At 71.3% G+C, this 15439-nt stretch carries 18 protein-coding genes; 6 read left to right on the top strand and 12 right to left on the bottom strand.

Annotated elements, in window-relative coordinates; all coding sequences use genetic code 11:
* Positions 1 to 49: 49 nt before the first annotated feature.
* Both ACU436_RS40540 and ACU436_RS40535 read left to right on the top strand, forming a co-directional pair.
* Positions 50 to 199 carry a hypothetical protein gene (locus ACU436_RS40540; protein WP_459032474.1) on the top strand — a complete coding sequence of 50 codons (150 nt, stop codon included), beginning with the start codon at positions 50 to 52 and terminating at the stop codon, positions 197 to 199.
* Positions 200 to 293: 94 nt separating this feature from the next.
* Positions 294 to 1037, top strand: coding sequence for a helix-turn-helix transcriptional regulator (locus tag ACU436_RS40535; protein ID WP_459032473.1), 744 nt, complete (start codon positions 294 to 296; stop codon positions 1035 to 1037).
* 52 nt (positions 1038 to 1089) lie between these two features.
* On the opposite strand, the gene ACU436_RS40530 is transcribed toward ACU436_RS40535, so the two are convergent.
* Entirely contained in the window at positions 1090 to 1992 is a 903-nt protein-coding gene (locus ACU436_RS40530) for an RNA polymerase sigma-70 factor (RefSeq protein ID WP_459032472.1), read from the bottom strand.
* Positions 1993 to 2159: 167 nt separating this feature from the next.
* Between ACU436_RS40530 and ACU436_RS40525 the strand changes: the two genes are divergently transcribed.
* A complete protein-coding gene (locus tag ACU436_RS40525; protein ID WP_459032471.1) occupies positions 2160 to 2645 on the top strand; it encodes a carboxymuconolactone decarboxylase family protein in 486 nt (161 codons plus the stop codon).
* Between the two features lie 159 nt (positions 2646 to 2804).
* On the opposite strand, the gene ACU436_RS40520 is transcribed toward ACU436_RS40525, so the two are convergent.
* From ACU436_RS40520 to ACU436_RS40480, 9 genes are all read right to left on the bottom strand, one after another.
* Positions 2805 to 3212, bottom strand: coding sequence for a hypothetical protein (locus ACU436_RS40520; RefSeq protein WP_459032470.1), 408 nt, complete (start codon positions 3210 to 3212; stop codon positions 2805 to 2807).
* An 80-nt stretch (positions 3213 to 3292) separates the two neighbouring features.
* Entirely contained in the window at positions 3293 to 4120 is an 828-nt protein-coding gene (locus ACU436_RS40515) for a DoxX family protein (RefSeq protein WP_459032469.1), read from the bottom strand.
* Between the two features lie 277 nt (positions 4121 to 4397).
* Positions 4398 to 6788, bottom strand: a complete 2391-nt coding sequence (locus tag ACU436_RS40510; protein WP_459032468.1) for an ATP-binding cassette domain-containing protein — start codon at positions 6786 to 6788, stop codon at positions 4398 to 4400.
* A gap of 96 nt (positions 6789 to 6884) precedes the next feature.
* Entirely contained in the window at positions 6885 to 7295 is a 411-nt protein-coding gene (locus tag ACU436_RS40505; protein ID WP_459032467.1) for a VOC family protein, read from the bottom strand.
* Between the two features lie 5 nt (positions 7296 to 7300).
* Positions 7301 to 7750: a helix-turn-helix transcriptional regulator gene (locus tag ACU436_RS40500; RefSeq protein ID WP_459032466.1), complete on the bottom strand. Its 450-nt coding sequence runs from the start codon at positions 7748 to 7750 to the stop codon at positions 7301 to 7303.
* Positions 7747 to 8337, bottom strand: coding sequence for a sigma factor (locus ACU436_RS40495; protein WP_459032542.1), 591 nt, complete (start codon positions 8335 to 8337; stop codon positions 7747 to 7749). The genes ACU436_RS40500 and ACU436_RS40495 overlap by 4 nt, the downstream gene beginning before the upstream one ends.
* Before the next feature lie 31 nt (positions 8338 to 8368).
* Complete coding sequence (locus ACU436_RS40490) at positions 8369 to 9148, bottom strand: isocitrate lyase/PEP mutase family protein (RefSeq protein WP_459032465.1); 780 nt, start codon at positions 9146 to 9148, stop codon at positions 8369 to 8371.
* A gap of 31 nt (positions 9149 to 9179) precedes the next feature.
* Positions 9180 to 10046 (bottom strand): alpha/beta fold hydrolase, encoded by an 867-nt coding sequence (locus ACU436_RS40485; RefSeq protein ID WP_459032464.1) that lies wholly within the window; start codon positions 10044 to 10046, stop codon positions 9180 to 9182.
* A gap of 46 nt (positions 10047 to 10092) precedes the next feature.
* The gene (locus ACU436_RS40480; protein ID WP_459032463.1) at positions 10093 to 10836 is read right to left on the bottom strand and encodes an SDR family oxidoreductase; all 744 of its coding nucleotides are present in this window, start codon (positions 10834 to 10836) and stop codon (positions 10093 to 10095) included.
* Between the two features lie 57 nt (positions 10837 to 10893).
* Here ACU436_RS40480 and ACU436_RS40475 point away from each other — a divergent pair, with 57 nt between their 5' ends.
* The gene (locus ACU436_RS40475) at positions 10894 to 11373 is read left to right on the top strand and encodes an RrF2 family transcriptional regulator (RefSeq protein ID WP_459032462.1); all 480 of its coding nucleotides are present in this window, start codon (positions 10894 to 10896) and stop codon (positions 11371 to 11373) included.
* A 9-nt stretch (positions 11374 to 11382) separates the two neighbouring features.
* On the opposite strand, the gene ACU436_RS40470 is transcribed toward ACU436_RS40475, so the two are convergent.
* The gene (locus ACU436_RS40470; protein ID WP_459032461.1) at positions 11383 to 11892 is read right to left on the bottom strand and encodes a helix-turn-helix domain-containing protein; all 510 of its coding nucleotides are present in this window, start codon (positions 11890 to 11892) and stop codon (positions 11383 to 11385) included.
* Positions 11893 to 12017: 125 nt separating this feature from the next.
* Positions 12018 to 12992: a helix-turn-helix domain-containing protein gene (locus tag ACU436_RS40465; RefSeq protein ID WP_459032460.1), complete on the bottom strand. Its 975-nt coding sequence runs from the start codon at positions 12990 to 12992 to the stop codon at positions 12018 to 12020.
* Positions 12993 to 13131: 139 nt separating this feature from the next.
* On the opposite strand from ACU436_RS40465, the gene ACU436_RS40460 reads away from it, so the two are divergent.
* Both ACU436_RS40460 and ACU436_RS40455 read left to right on the top strand, forming a co-directional pair.
* Positions 13132 to 13962, top strand: coding sequence for an alpha/beta fold hydrolase (locus ACU436_RS40460; RefSeq protein ID WP_459032459.1), 831 nt, complete (start codon positions 13132 to 13134; stop codon positions 13960 to 13962).
* Positions 13959 to 14759, top strand: a complete 801-nt coding sequence (locus ACU436_RS40455; RefSeq protein WP_459032458.1) for an alpha/beta hydrolase — start codon at positions 13959 to 13961, stop codon at positions 14757 to 14759. Before ACU436_RS40460 ends, ACU436_RS40455 begins: the two co-directional genes overlap by 4 nt.
* The last annotated feature ends 680 nt before the right edge of the window (positions 14760 to 15439 follow it).

Below are 15439 nucleotides of genomic sequence, written 5' to 3'. Positions count from 1 at the left end.
GCAGTGCAGCCGATAACGGGGGTATTCGCGCGGCGACCACTATCGACCAGTGCTGCGGGAACAGCGACAGTTGCTCGCCCACCTGCTGAGGATCGCCTCCACGAAGATCGCCGGACGGTTCTGCCACTCGGCCGTCTCCTCCACGATCGTCCGCGAGATCGTGTCGCCGCGACACCATCACGCCCTCGACCGGTCGTGAACATGAGCGCCACCGTGGCATGAGGACTCCCGCGTCCACGCTGAACGGGTTGCGCCGGATGGGTGAACCGAGGTGATGACATACACTCCGCCGGGTGACATCCCCGTCGATCCAGCGTGCCACCGACTTGGTGCACTCTGCGCTGGACGAGTCGGCGTTCTACGCCGCTCGGGGCGAGCGCCCGCACAGCAAGGTGCACCGGGGCTCGCCGGACCAGATCTGGGACATCTTGACCGGTGGGCCGATGGCGCGGGCGACACGGCGGTACGACGGGTTCGACGACTTCAGCATGTGCCACCGGGCAGGCGTGCCCGAGAGGATCCTGGTGCGTGCCGGCGCGGCGATGCAGGGCATGGTCGAGCGGGGCGTCCGGGTCAACCAGCTGACGACCGCCGCCGGCGTCGAGGTCGACCTGCCCGATCATCCCTCGCTGATGTGGCATGCGGGTGGCCGTGCCCGCGTGGTAGACGAGCTGCTGTTCAAGATCTGCCTGTTCGACCGCCGTGTCGCGGTCGTGCCACTGGATCTGGCCGTACTCGTCAACGGCCTCCTGATCATCTCCGACCCGGTCGTCGTCGCGCTGCTGGCACGGCTGCATGCGCTGCTGTGGCGCGCGGGGCGCGCGGTGGAGCAGCTGACAGGCGGGCTGCCGGAGCACCTCGCGCCGGTGCTGGAGCGGCTCGCGTCCGGGCAGACGGACCATCGCGCCGCGACGTCGCTGGGCATGTCGTCCCGCACCTACAGCCGCCGGGTCGCCGAGTTGCTCGACACGATGGGCGTCGCGTCCCGGTTCGAGGCCGGCATCGAGGCGCACCGCCGAGGCTGGCTCCCCCGGTAACGACCCACCTGAGCCGCGCCCGTGCGCCCCTGGTGGAACGGGGGTTCGGGGATCAGCGGCGCAGGGGGGTCTCCCGCTCCAGCTGAGAAAGCTTCTCGGGGTTGCGCACGGCGTACAGCCCGGTGATGAGGCCGTCGTCGATGCGCACCGCGATGAGGGTGTCGATCTTGCCCTCGAGCCGCAGGACCAACGCCGGGTGGCCGTTGACGTGTGCCGGGCGCAGCGGCGCAGCGGCGGCGCCCCCGCCCAGCCGGCTCGTGACCAGCAGAGCGGCCACCCGGTCGGCACCCACGATGGGCGACAGCGCCGCCTGCACCACTCCGCCTCCGTCTCCGAGGAAGACGACATCCGGCGCGAGGATGTCGAGCAAGCCCTGCAGATCGCCCGTCTCCACCGCCCGCCGGAACGCCGCGAGCGCCTCTCGGGTCTCGGCCGGAGAAGCAGCGCCGCGCGGTCGGCGGGCGGCGACGTGCGCCCGCGCCCGGTGCGCGATCTGGTGGACCGCGGCCGGGGTCTTGTCGACGGCTTCGGCGATCTCTCCGTATGGCAGGTCGAACACCTCGCGCAGCACGAACACCGCCCGCTCGGTCGGCGTGAGCGTCTCCAGCACCAGCAGCATCGCCATCGACACGCTGTCGGCCAGCTCGACGTCCTCGGCCACGTCGGGCGCGGTGAGCAGCGGTTCGGGCAGCCAGGGGCCCACGTAGGACTCCTTGCGCCTGCCGAGCGTGCGCAGCCGGGTGAGCGCCTGGCGGGTGGTGATCCGGACCAGGTATGCCCGCTGGTCGCGCACCAGGTCGAGGTCGACTCCAGTCCACCGCAGCCACGTCTCCTGCAGGGCGTCCTCCGCGTCGGCGACCGAGCCGAGCATCTCGTAGGCGACGGTGAACAGCAGGTTGCGGTGGGCGATGAACGCCCCGGTAGCGGGGTCCGTCCCTCCGCGCTCCTCGGCCATGGGTGGCTCCTGCCGCTCTCGACTGTGTCGCCCACAAGACGCCGGGCCTCGTCGTTTTCTGACACCGGGGTGCGGTGTTCCGCGTCACGTGATCGTGCTGTCAGGAAGCTCGGACTGCCGGCATCTCATGGTCGTAAGCACGCAACACCACGAGTGAGGACGATGTCATGGAGCCCCGTTTCAACCTGAACGACAACGAGCTCGGCGCCACGCTCGGCAAGCGGTTCGCAGGTGTCAGCGCGGCGGTCATGCAGTCAACGCTGCCGAAGACCGTCGTGGAGCTGGTGTCGCTGCGCGCCAGCCAGATCAACGGCTGCGGATTCTGCGTCGACGCCCACGCCAAGGACCTGGCGGCCGCCGGTGAACCCGCGGTCCGGATCAACCTGGTCGCCACCTGGCGCGAATCCACCGTGTTCACCGAGGCCGAGCAGGCTGCGCTGGCGCTCACCGAGGAGGGCACCCGGCTCGCCGACACCCACCACGGAGTGTCCGACGAGACCTGGGCACAGGCGCGCGAACACTACGACGACGACCAGATCGCCGCCCTGCTCTACGTGGTCGCCATGATCAACGCCGCCAACCGGCTCCTCGTCATCACACGCACCAAGGGTGGTTCCTATGTGCCCGGCACATTCGCCACCATGGCGAGCTGATCAGCAGGCCGAATGAGTGCCCGGCCCGGATCATTCGATCCGGGCCGGCCTCCTGGAGGCGGGCCGGAAGCTGCTGCGGCGCATGGCGCGGGTACATCGACCTCGCCGTCAATGGACTTCAGGCCGCGCTGAGGGGTGCGCGAGCCCGGTGCCCGAAGCTCAGCGGGACCAGACCTGCGCGACGAGGACTGCGCTCGCCGCGAGGAGCGCCGCCCCGAGCGGTACGTGCAGAACCGTGACTCCCGCCTCACCGACCATCACCTCGGCGATCAACAGGACCAGCAGGAGCGCACTGCCGATCGCGAACCGCGGCGACCCGGCGCCGGGTCGCCACACCAGGATCGCCGCAACGAGCTGAGCCAAGCCGGTGATCATGACGAGCGCCACGGTGGCGGCATGAACGGCCCGGCCGCCGGGAACCGAGAGCAGGAGTCCGGCGGTGACGGCCTGGGCCAGCAGCACGACCGCGAGCAGCGTTGCGGTGACCCGCATGGCCGCGGTCAGGCGCGGGCTCCGGCGGTGGGTGCCGGTGAGGTCCTGCGGCGCAAAGCCGGCTTCTGACGACATGGACGTGGTCCCTTCTCCGTTCCGGGCGGATGGTCGAGCCCACCCGCGAAGAGGTGGCACATCACCTACTTGTCGGTGCGTCAGGCCGGCTGGACGTGCCCGATGATGTTGCCGTCCGGGTCCTTGTGCGTCTCCGCGCCGGGGCCGGCGCCGAGTTCCCGGCGCTCCCGGGGACGCGATGCCCACGACGCCAGGGCGCAGGCGCTGAACAGGCCCGTCCAGATGACATGAACCGTGTCCGACCCGGACACGAGGTGTGAGATCAACGCTCCCGCGAAGTTGTAGAACGCACCGGCATAGGCCCATTCCTTGAGCCGCGGGAAGCGCGGGGCGAGCAAGGCGGCGACGCCGAGAAGCTTCCAGGCCCCGAGGATCGACACGAAGTACAGCGGATAGCCGAGGGCCACCACACCCGCGGCTGTCTCCGGTCGACGCATCAGGTCCGCCGCGCCGCCGGTCAGCAACACGAAGACGATGACGCCCGTGGTTGCCCAGTACCCGATCATCGCGGGCCGGCCACTCATCGCGACCCGGGCGAACGGGCGGTCGAGAATCCACGACCCGGCCGCGAAGTTGCGGCGCGAGCGCGGACGCAGGGCCCAGGACGCCATCGTCAGGGCAGCGAAGCCCATCGGACCAGCAGCGTCGACGAGCTCACCGGCCGCCAGGTGCGATATGGCGGCCCCGGTGTAGATGAAGATGATGCCGGCGTAGACCCACTCCTTGAGCCGCGGAAGCCCGGGAGCGAGCAACACCAGGCCGCCCGGGATCTTGCAGACCCCGAGAATGATCGCCACGTACGGCGGATAGCCGAGCTGCACCTCCAGGACGTCGCGCACGTAGTCGATCCGGAGAACGTCCCAGAAGCCGCCCACCACGGACTCCGTCGCGATGATGACCGTGGTCATCCAGAATGCGACGACGCGGGCTGTGGATACCGAACGGAGGAGGGCAGGGGTCACTGGCATCAAGACCTCGTTTCGAAATCGGCCTGCTCGTCAGCCACGGGCGGCATCGACGGAACGAGGCCGGCAGAGAAGCCGTGGCGACCCGCGATGTGGGTCGTCGCCCCGTTGGGGTTTCGTATTCGCGATCGGACCGGGCATGGTGCTGGGCGACGACTTCATCAGCTTCGCCGCGCTGACCTGACCCGCTTCCCTGGTGGCTCGCGGTGGTGGTTCTCGGTCAGGCCCTCACGTACGCCGCGAGGTGTTCGCCGGTGAGCGTGGAGCGGGCGGCGACGAGGTCGCCGGGTGTGCCTTCGAAGACGATCCGGCCGCCGTCGTGCCCGGCGCCGGGGCCGAGGTCGATGATCCAGTCGGCGTGCGCCATGACCCCCAGGTGGTGTTCGATCACGATGACCGACTTGCCGGAGTCGACGAGGCGGTCGAGCAGGCCGAGCAGTTGCTCCACGTCGGCGAGGTGCAGGCCGGTGGTCGGCTCGTCGAGGACGTAGACGCCGCCCTTCTCGCCCATGCGGGTGGCGAGCTTGAGCCGCTGCCGCTCGCCGCCGGAGAGCGTGGTGAGCGGCTGGCCGAGGGTGAGGTAGCCGAGCCCGACGTCGGCGAGCCGGCCGAGGACGGCGTGCGCGGACGGCGTGCGCGCCTCGCCCTCGCCGAAGAAGGCGAGTGCCTCGGCCACCGACATCGCGAGCACCTCGCTGATGTCGCGGCCGCCGAGGTGGTACTCGAGCACCGCGGCCTGGAACCGCTTCCCGCCGCACTCCTCGCAGGTCGAGGAGACGGTGTCCATGAAGCCCAGCTCGGTGTAGATGACACCGGCGCCGTTGCAGGCGGGGCAGGCGCCCTCGGAGTTGGCGCTGAACAGCGCCGGCTTCACGCCGTTGGCCTTCGCGAACGCCTTCCGGATCGGGTCGAGCAGCCCGCTGTAGGTCGCCGGGTTGCTCCGCCGCGATCCGCGGATCGCGGTCTGGTCGACCGACACCACGCCCCCGTCGGTCGGGATCGACCCGTTCACGAGCGAGCTCTTGCCGGACCCGGCGACGCCCGTGACGACGACGAGCACCCCGAGTGGGATGTCGACGTCGACGTCGCGCAGGTTGTGCGTCGACGCGCCGCGGATCTCCATGGCGCCGGTCGGCGTGCGCACCGACTCCTTGACGGCGGCGCGGTCGTCGATGTGGCGGCCGGTGACGGTGCCGCTGGCCCGCAGCCCCTCGACGGTGCCCTCGAAGCAGACCGTGCCGCCTGCCGTGCCGGCGCCGGGGCCCAGGTCGACGACGTGGTCCGCGATCGCGATCGTGTCCGGCTCGTGCTCGACGACGAGCACCGTGTTGCCCTTGTCCCGCAGCCGCAGCAGCAGGTCGTTCATCCGCTGCACGTCGTGCGGGTGCAGGCCGATGGTGGGCTCGTCGAAGACGTAGGTGACGTCGGTGAGCGCGGAGCCGATGTGGCGGATCAGCTTGGTGCGCTGTGCCTCACCGCCGGACAGCGTGCCCGACGGCCGGTCGAGCGAGAGGTAGCCCAGCCCGATCTCGACGAACGAGTCGAGCGAGTTCAGGAGCTTGGCGAGCAGCGGTGCGGCGGACGGCTCGTCCATGCCGCGGACCCATTCGGCCAGGTCCCTGATCTCCATGGCGCAGGCGTCGGCGATGTTGATCCCGCGGATCTTGGACGACCGGGCCGTCTCGGACAGGCGGGTGCCGTCGCACTCGGGGCACGTGGAGAAGGCGATCGCCCGGTCCACGAACGCCCGGATGTGCGGCTGCAGCGCGTCCCGGTCCTTGGCAAGCATCGACTTCTGGATTCGCGGGATCAGCCCCTCGTACCAGACGTTGACGCCGTTGACCTTGATCCGCGTCTGGTCCTTGTACAGCAGGTCGTTCAGCTCGCGCTTGGTGTACTTGCGGATCGGCTTGTCCGGGTCGTGGAAGCCGGACTGCCGGAAGATCGTGCCGTACCAGCTGTCGCCGGTGTAGTTGGGGATCAGCAGCGCACCCTCGTTGAGCGACTTGCTGTCGTCGTAGAGCTGGGTGAGGTCGAAGTCGGAGGTCCTGCCCATACCTTCGCAGCGCGGGCACTGACCGCCGACGATGTTGAATTCGCGACGTTCCTTGACGGTCCGGCCGCCGCGCTCGAACTGGACGGCACCCGCCCCGCTGATCGACGCGACGTTGAAGGAGAAGGCCTGGGCCGAGCCGATGTGCGGTTGCCCGAGCCTGCTGAACAGGATGCGCAGCATCGCGTTGGCGTCGGTCACGGTGCCGACGGTGGAACGGGGATTGGCCCCCAGCCGCTCCTGGTCGACGATGATCGCGGTCGTGAGGCCGTCGAGCACGTCGACCTCGGGCCGCGCCTGCGTCGGCATGAACCCCTGGACGAACGCGCTGTAGGTCTCGTTGATCAGCCGCTGCGACTCCGCGGCGATCGTGCCGAACACCAGCGAGCTCTTGCCCGACCCGGAGACACCCGTGAACACCGTCAGCCGGCGCTTCGGGAGCTCGACGCTGACGTCCTCCAGGTTGTTCTCGCGCGCGCCGTGCACGCGGATCAGGTCGTGGCTGTCGGCGACGTGCAGCGCAGGCGACTGCGTGTCGGTCCTCGTGGCCGTGCTCATCATCTCTCCGTGTGGTGGGTGGGGCGCGTGCTCAGCGCTCGAGAGCTGCGCGGCGCCGGGAGGCGTACGGCCGCACCCACTGGTGCGGGTTCATCCTCAGCGCACCTCGAAGATGCGGATCATGTTGCCCGCGGGGTCGCGGACGGCGCAGTCGCGGGTGCCCCACGGCTGGTCGGTGGGCTCCTGGACGACGTCGGCGTCGCCGGCCTGCAGCCGCTCGAAGGTGCCGGCGAGGTCCTTGGTGGCCAGGTTGATGCCGGCGTAGGTGCCCTTGGCCATCATCTCGGCGATGGTGCGGCGCTCGTCGTCGGTGATACCGGGGTCGGCGGCCGGCGGGTGCAGGACGATCCCCGTGTCGGGCTGGCCGGGCGGGCCGACCGTGATCCAGTGCAGCCCGCCGTACTCGACCTCCTTGCGGACCTCGAAACCCAGCTTGTCGCGGTAGAAGGCCAGGGCGGCCTCCGGGTCGTCGTGCGGGAGGTAGGCCTGGTGAATGGTGATGTCCATAGCGGTCACGTTAAGTGCGGCTCGCGGGCGGGTGCTTCTCGATTCCTGATCGGTCTGGTCACCTGCTTCACCACGCAGGGCGACATCCCCGCCACCTCGCCCGCCGACTCGCGCCGGTAGACGCTGGGCGGCACGCCGACCAGCTCCGTGAAGCGGGTGCTGAAGGTGCCCAGGGACGAGCAGCCGACCGCGAAGCAGACCTCGGTGACGCTGAGGTCGCCGAGGCGCAGCAGCGCCATCGCGCGCTCGATGCGCCGGGTCATCAGGTAGGAGTAGGGCGACTCGCCGTACGCGAGCCGGAACTGGCGGCTGAGGTGGCCTGCCGACATGTTCACCCCGCTGGCGAGCGCCTCGACGTTGAGCGGGTTGGCGTACTCCCGGTCGATCCGGTCGCGGACACGGCGCAGCCGCGCGAGGTCGCGCAGGCGCTCCGCCTCGGCGGGCTTGCTGGTCACGTCCGCGATCGTCCCACGTCACGGCCGGTGTGGGCCGCTACGGGGCGTTCGTCCGTACCGCGGCGGCGATCCGCTCCAGCTTCGCCGGGTTCATGACCCAGTGGATCCGGTCGATGCCCTCGGCGGTACCGGTGACGGTGAACCAGACCACCGGCTCGCCGTTGCGGGTGCCCAGCACTCTGCAGCACCTCGGCGATGCGGTCGTACGGGTGGTCGAACGCCTCCCGCAGCACGAAGGCGGCGCGCTCGGTGGGCGTGAGCTTCTCCAGCAGCACGAGGACCGCGCTCTCGAGGGCCTCGCCCCGCTCCGCTCCCAGGGCCGGGTCGGCGGTGGTGTCGACGGGCTCCGGGAGCCACGGGCCGACGTAGGTCTCCCGGCGCGCCCGGGCGGTCTGGGTGGCGTTGATCGCCAGCCGGGTCGTCATCGTGACGAGGAAGCCGGTGGCGTCGCGGACCGACGCGCGATCGTGCCCCTGCCACTTCACCCAGACGTCCTGCACGATGTCCTCGGCGTCGGCGATGCTGCCGAGCATCCGGTACGCGATCCCGAACAGGCGCGGCCGCACCTGCGCGAACTCGTCCGCCACCTCGGTCAACCCACCGTCCGGCATGGGCGGATCAGGCGGCGGGGTAGGGGCTGTCGCCGGCCGCGATCGCGCGGAGCGCCGCCTCGAGGTGGCCGTGCAGCAGCCGGAAAAGGCCCGGCCCGAAGCTGACCCGGGCCACACCCGCCTCGGCGAGCTCGGCGAGCGACGGCCCGCCCGGCAGGTACGCGACGTTGACGGGGGCGCCGATCCGCTCGACGAGCGTGCGCACCTCGGAGACGTCCAGCCGGTCGATGATGATCGGGTAGACGCAGTCGGCCCCGGCCTCGACGTACGCGCGACCTCGGCGCACCGCCTCCTCGACCTGCTCGGAGCGCGACCCGGAGCCGTGGACGAACACGTCCACCCGGGCGTTGATCACCAGTTCGGGGCCGGCATCCCGGACCCCGGCGAGCAGCTGGACCTGTTCCTCGGCCGGCACCAGCGCGCCGGTGCGGGCGTCGGTGTCCTCCAGGTTGCAGCCGGAGGCGCCTGCGTCCGTCAGCCGCGCGGCGATCTCGCCCGCCGGCAGCCGGTAGCCACGCTCGATGTCGGCGGTGACCGGAACACCCACTGCACGGACGATCCGGGCGACGGCCGCGAACATCTCGTCCGGCGGCGTGGACTCGTCATCGTCGTACCCGAGTGCCGGAGCGAGGGCCGCGCTCGCGGTGGCGACGGCCGGGAACCCGGCAGCCACCACCGCGCGGGCTCCCGCGGCATCCCACACGTTCGGCAGGACCAGCGGGTGGCCGGGCACGTGGAGCGCACGCAGCCGCGCGTGGCGCTCCGCCGCCGGGGTTTCGGTCGTCATGACGTCGACCCTAGAACCGGCCGCCGACACCTCAAGGGGTTTGCAGGACTTGGCGCAACCTGCGGGCGAACGCCTCGGGCTGACCGGCGTAGCCGAACTCGCCGCCCATGAACCCGCCGTGGTGGCTCGGGAACACCGTGACCTCCCGGTCGAGCAGCCCGGCTGTGGCGACGGCGGTGCGCCCGGTGAAGGTGCTCCCGGTCTCCTCGCCCACCGCGATCACGACCCGGGTGCGCGCCGCGGCGAGCGCCGCGACGTCGGGACGGTAGCTGCTGACCGCCCAGGACAGATCGGAGAGCAGCGGGTCGTCGCGGCTTCCGTCGTCCTCGGTGGGCATGCCGAACGCTGCCGGATCCGGCGCGGGCCGGGCGAAGAACTCCTCGGTGAACTCGCCTTCCCACGACGTCATCACGATGAACGCCGCCATCCCGGCGCCCGGCCCCTCGGCCTCGTACGCGTCCCGGAACCAGGCGCGGGCTCGCTCGGCGGCGTCGGCGTCCGGCAGCACCGGGATGAGCGGGGGCTCGTGCGCCACCAGCACGGTGACGTCGTCGGGGTACGCCGCCACGAGCGCGAGCGCCGTCACCGCGCCCCCGCTGCTCGCGAACACCTCGGCCGGGCCCGCGCCGAGCGCCTCGACGAGGGCGTGGACGTCGGCGGCCTGGACCTCGGGATCGTGGTCGGTCCGGCCGTCCTTGCGCGTGCTGCGCCCCAGACCGCGCGGGTCGTAGGTGATCACGGTGCGGTCCGGGAAGTGGGAGGCCAGCGTCGTGAAACCGGAGGCCTCCATCGGCTGGCCGATCATGACGAGTGGCGGCCGCCCACCGGCGGGCGGCAGCGCGCCGTGGACGTCGTAGACGAGGTCGACGCCTGGGGTCACCAGGGTGTGCGTGGTCATGACAACTGTGACTCCCACCGGGTCGAGAACTCATCGTCCCCGGGGCTCACGCCGACTTCGCGAGCCACTCGTCGAAGGTGGTGGGCGTGATGCGGGCGTCGTCGCCGGGCAGCAGCACGTCGCCGGCCATCTCGGGGCTGAAGAAGCCCGACCACGTCGGCACGAGCTTCGGCACCCGACCACGGGCCTCGAGCGTGCGCCGGGCCATGTCGACGAGGTCCTGCGGCTCCGGCCCCGCGACGTCGACGTGGCGCCCCCGCGGCTCGCCCGTGACGATCTCGGCGAGGACGTCGGCGACGTCCGCCGGCGCGATCGGCTGCACGAGCAGCGGGGCGATCGTGGCGACGCCGTCCCGCTCGGTCCAGCCCGCGACCATCGCGGCGAAGTCGTGGAACTGCGTGACCGGCACGATCGTCCACGGCACCGGGCCGGCGGCCACCAGGCGCTCCTGCTCGCGCTTGCCGGCGTAGTGCGCGTTGCCCTCGACCAGGTGGACCCCGACGATCGAGAGCAGGACGTGGTGGCGCACGCCCGCCCGTTCCTCGGCAGCGAGCAGGTTGCTCGTGGTGGTGGCGAAGTACGCCACCGTCTCCTCCACGCCGAACGACGGGCCGCTGCTGGCGTCGACGACGGCCTCGACCCCGGCCAGCGCCGCGTCGAGCCCCTCGCCGGTGGACAGGTCCACGCCGAGCGAGCGGCTGATCCGCACCACCTCGTGGCCGGCCCGTTCGAGGGCGGCGACGGTGCGTGCTCCGATGTTGCCGGTGGCACCGGCTACTGCGATCCGCATGCCTTCGACGCTATCTCGGACTTCATAGGTCTGCAATATCTTCGATAAGCTGTGCGTGTGAAGTTGCCGGCGAGCACCGAGTGGGTCCTGCACTGCGCCACGACGCTGGCGCAGCTCGAGCCCGGCGACACCGCGTCGGCGAAGCAGCTCGCGGAGTACTACGACCTGCCGGGGCCCTACCTCTCCAAGCAGCTTCAGGCGATGGTCAAGGCCGGGCTGCTGGCCGCGACCACCGGCCCGCGGGGCGGGTTCCGCCTCGCCCGACCGGCGTCCGAGATCACGTTGCTGCAGCTCGTGGAGGCCGTCGACGGCGCGGCCGCGCCCTACGAGTGCCGGGAGATCCGCCAGCGGGGGCGGGGCGCGCTACGGCCCGAGGACTGCCGCGACACCTGCATCCTCGCCCGCAAGATGGCCGAGGCGCACGACGCCTGGCGGCAGCACCTCGCCGCGACGACCGTCGCCGGGATCCTCGCCGAGCTGCCCGAGGCGACCCCGGCGCGCACCCGCTCCCGCCTCGCGCCGCCGGCGGGGCGCTGAGGCTTCAGATCACGGGTGCTCGGCGCCGTCACCAGAGCGGTCGGCGGCGACCCGGCGCATTCTGATCATCAACGCCGCCGACGGCGCGACCTTCCCCGTCGCGTAGGTCGACAACCGGGACGCCGAGGTCCCGATGCGAGAGGCGAACTCCGAGCGACCCAGGCCGGATCGAGCGATGGCATCCCGAACCTCGACCGCAACCTGCTCCCGCTCCCCGTCCTCGGCACGTCGCCGCGCCCGCGCGAGCACGACGTCCATCGCGTCGGCGACGCCGTACGGGCGCGAGTGGGACAACACCTCTTCGAGCCGCCGGGCAGTCCGGCCCCACGGATCCCGATTCACCTCGGCGACGATCCGGCGCCAATCATCGAGATCCCCCCGTTCCAGCGCCGCCTGGACGGCCTCGGTCGGCCACGAGGACACCGGGGCATCCGGAGTGATGTCGAGATTGCGAAATGCCAGTGGCACGGCGTCACTCCTCCGCATCGAGCATGCCGGCTGCAACCGCCATGCAGGCACGTCGCACCTCTCAGTCGGTCCACCGCGGCTTGCCGCGCAACCCTGAGACGCGACGCCGCGTCCTTCCCCGTGCTGGTCGGCGTAGAGGTCCCGCTCGGCTCGCTCTGGACCATGTCCCAGTATCGTCACCTCCGATATCGGGCGCCCGGATTTCCGGAGCGCTGCTCCCGGCGCCATTCGCTCGGTGTCATGCCGTACTCGGCCCGGAACCGGCGGGCGAAGTGGGTCGGGTCGCGGAAGCCCCAGCGCCGGGCGACCACACCGATGGCGCGCTGCGCGCTCTCCGGCGCCACGAGCTCGACCCGCGCTCCGCGCAGCCGCTCGGTGATGATCCACTGTTCGAGGCTGAGGCCCGCGCGGGCACAGACCTTGTACAGGTGCCGCAGCGAGACGTTGTGCGCGGCGGCGATCGCGGCGGGCCCCAGGTCGGGTTCGGTGAGGTGCTGCCGCACGTACGCGCGCACCCGGGTGAGCAACGTGTCGGCGAGCACCTCGTGGGCGTCCACGTGCGCGGCCGAGACGAGCAGCGCCCTCGCCAGCTCGATGCTGGCGGCGCCGAGCGCGGGCGCCCCCGGGTCGGCGCAGACCCGGTCGGCGTCGGCTGCGACCTGGGCGACGTGGCGGCAGACCAGGCGGTAGAGCGGGCTCCCGCGCACGTTGCCCACGGCCCGGCGGATCACGTCGACCGGGAGGCCGAGCTCGTCGATCGGGATCTGGACGCACCCGGCGGCTCCGTCGCCCGACCACGAGAAGTCGTACGGCGCGGACAGGTCGACCGCCATCAGCTCGCCGGGCGCGACGACCTCCTGCCGGGCCAGCTGCGCGTGCCGCCCGTGGGCACGCAGCTGGACCGACAGCGCCACGACGGGCATCACGTCCTGCTTCGCGTGCCGGACGGTGCGCAGCAACCGGATCCCGGAGGCCCGGGTGGTGAAGACCGTGGCGGAGCCCAGGTCCCACAGCCCCAGCCGGGCGTGCACGTCACCGTCCGGATCTTCGTGGATCACGTAGCACGGGGCCGATGCCTGGCTCATCGCGGCGAAGACGGCCTCGACCCGATCGCGGACCGGGAGCGCAGCCGTGTCGAGGAGGTAGGGCATGCGAGGTCGCCTTCGCTCGTGCCGGTCCCGACCACTGTGCAGAGTAGGCCGACAACGGTGCACCCACAGCCGGGCAATCGGACGACCTCGCTGCCTACGTTCGGTGTCGCCTTCGTGCCGACCTGAGGGGGTCCTCCTGATGCCGCACATCACGGCTGTCGACGGCGCACAGATCTTCTACAAGGACTGGGGCGAGGGCCGGCCGGTCGTGCTCAGCCACGGGTGGCCGCTGAACTCCGACAGCTGGGAGGCGCAGCAGCTGTTCCTGGCCGATGCCGGCTTCCGGGCCATCGCCCACGACCGCCGCGGTCACGGCCGTTCCACCCAGACCTGGGGCGGGAACGACATGGACACCTACGCCGACGACCTGGCCACCCTGATCAGGGAGCTGGACCTGCGCGACGTCACGCTGGTCGGCTTCTCCACCGGCGGCGGCGAGGTGGCCCGCTACGTCGGCCGGCACGGCACCGGCCGGTTGGCCCAGGTCGTGCTCGTCTCGTCGGTGCCGCCGTTCATGCTGCAGACCGACGACAACCCCGGCGGGGTGCCGATCGCCGTGTTCGACGGCATCCGGGCCGGCTCGCTCGCCGACCGCTCGCAGCTCTACCACGACCTCGCCGACGGCCCGTTCTTCGGCAACGACCGGCCGGGCGCGAACGTGTCGCAGGGGGTGCGCGACGCGTTCTGGCGGCAGGGGATGCAGGCCGGGCACCGCAACGCGTACGAGTGCATCGCCGCGTTCTCGGCCACCGACTTCCGCTCCGACCTCGACTCGTTCAACGTGCCGACGCTCGTGATCCACGGCGACGACGACCAGGTCGTCCCGTTCGAGGTGGGCGGCAAGGCGTCGGCACAACGGATCAAGAACGCCACGCTCACCGTCTACCGGGGGGCGCCGCACGGCATCACCGACACCCACAAGCAGCAGCTCTGCGACGACCTGCTCGCCTTCCTGCGGAGCCCCGCATGAGCGCGCCGGACACGATCGTCCTGGTGCACGGCTTCTGGGTGACGCCGCGCAGCTGGGAGAACTGGGTCACGCACTACGAGCGGCGCGGCTTCCGGGTGCTCGCCCCCACGTACCCGGGCTTCGAGGTCGAGGTCGAGGCGTTGAACGCCGACCCGACCCCGATCGTCGACGTGACCGTGCCCGAGATCATCGGACACCTCACGTCCGTGATCGAGGAGCTGCCGGCGCCGCCGATCATCATCGGGCACTCCGCGGGCGGTGCGTTCACCCAGATCCTGCTCGATCACGGGCTCGGCGCCGCGGGCGTGGCGCTGAACTCGGCGCCGACCGAGGGGGTGCGGGTCCTGCCGCTCTCGCAGGTGAAGTCCACGCTCCCGGTGCTCAGGAGCCCCGCCAACCGGCACCGGGCCGTCGGTCTCTCGTTCGAGGAGTGGCGCTACGCCTTCACCAACACCTTCGGCGAGGAGGAGTCCCGCTCCCTGTACGAGCGCTACCACATCCCGGCCAGCGGCCGGATCCTCTGGGGCGGCGTCCTGGCGAACTTCCGGCCCGGCCACCAGGACACCTGGGTGGACTACCGCAACGACGCGCGCGCACCGCTGCTCTTCGTCTCCGGCGGCGAGGACCACATCATGCCGCCCGCGGTGCAGCGGTCCAACCACGAGCACTACAAGTCGAACACCGTCACGGAGATCAGGCAGTACGAAGGCTTCGCACACCTCCTACCGGCCCAGAAGGGCTGGGAGGAGATCGCCGACGACGTCCTCGACTGGGCGCTGCACCACGCGCAGGCGTGATCACGGCTTCGGTGCGGGGGCGGCCGCATGGAGGGTGTTGCCGTATCGAGGCGATGCGAGCCTGATCCCGTCGCGGTCGTCGTGGGTGGCCGGCGCGGTCGCTCGACCGAACGCGGGGTGAGGCGTGATCATCGGGGGTGGTCACGGGGGCCTCCGGTGGGGCCGCGGGGTTCGGTGTGTCAACGTCGGCTCGAAACCGTTTGGAACCTGCCCGCCGCAGGGGGGTCGGGTTTCAGGCGCCGCCGACACGGTGAACCCGCAGGTGGGGTCGGCGGCCTGGGGTGTCGCGGCGGTTCGTCCCGCGGGCGTGCCCGGTCACCTCGGGACGCAATGCGATCGACACCGGCCAGGGTGTCGCGTGCTGTCACCCCCGGTCGAGTCGGCCCGCTCGGTCGGGATGGTGGCCGGGTTGGCATCACGACCGACCCCCGGGGTTGCGCGGGCGACCGTCCCCGACGTCAGGGCACGCCCGTCCACGACGAGACCGTCCCTGCCGGGCGCCTACGCCACTATCCTGTGGTCTCGAATCGCCGCACCGACCCCGCCCGGAGCTGGGTTGACAGCGGCCAGTCCAAACTCCCCGTAGGCGGCCATTTACCGCCCCGGTGACGGCCAGCGTTCTCCCCGCTGGCGGCCAGATATCTCCCCGGTGATCAACCACTGGACGCCGGCGGCGAGGG

It is taken from the genome of Pseudonocardia wallangbongensis, assembly GCF_054486945.1.
This window is presented reverse-complemented; position numbering and strand designations above follow the sequence as displayed.